The sequence below is a fragment of the Pseudoxanthomonas sp. SGNA-20 genome, assembly GCF_003931635.1.
Taxonomy (GTDB): domain Bacteria; phylum Pseudomonadota; class Gammaproteobacteria; order Xanthomonadales; family Xanthomonadaceae; genus Pseudoxanthomonas.
In genome coordinates this window covers 1-664 of sequence record NZ_RRYK01000026.1, presented here as the reverse complement: position 1 = coordinate 664, position 664 = coordinate 1, and the positions used below count along the sequence as shown (strand labels likewise).

The 664-nt window shown below is 64.5% G+C and carries 1 protein-coding gene; it reads left to right on the top strand.

What is annotated here, in order from left to right; genetic code table 11:
* Nucleotides 1-654, top strand: a 654-nt coding sequence (locus EIM48_RS15260) for an IS3 family transposase (RefSeq protein ID WP_125112053.1), incomplete at its 5' end; no start/stop codon positions are given.
* Between the last annotated feature and the right edge of the window lie 10 nt (nt 655-664).

Sequence of the window (664 nt, the reverse complement as noted above, 5' to 3'; positions counted from 1 at the left end):
GACTTGCGTGATCTGGGCGAGCGCTGCGGCAAGCACCGGGTGGCCCGGCTGATGCGTGGCGAAGGCTTGCGGGCGCAAGTTGGTTATCGCCGCCGACCCGGCATGCGCGGAGGCAAGCCGGCCGTGGTCGCAGACAACCATCTGGCACGGCAGTTCGACCCCGTAGCCGCCAATCGTGCCTGGGTCACCGACATCACCTACATCCGCACCCACGAAGGCTGGCTGTACCTGGCGGCGGTCATGGACCTGTTCTCCCGGAAGATCGTCGGCTGGGCGATGGGATCGACCCTGCACACCGACCTGATGCTGCAGGCGTTGATGATGGCGGTGTGGCGCCGCAAGCCGCCCGCCGGACTGCTCATTCACTCCGATCAGGGAACGCAATACACCGGCCACGATTGGCAGGATTTCCTGACAGCCCACGGCCTGGTCAGCAGCATGAGCCGCCGCGGCAACTGCCATGACAACGCGGTCGCCGAAAGTTTCTTCCAGCTCCTCAAGCGCGAGCGCATCAGGCGCCGGATCTACGCCACCCGGGACGAGGCCAAGGCCGACGTCTTCAACTACATCGAGATGTTCTACAACACCCGCAGGCAGCACGGGCACAACGATGGCCTGCCTCCGGTAGAGTTCGAAAAGCGGCAATCAATTTGAGGCTTCGGGG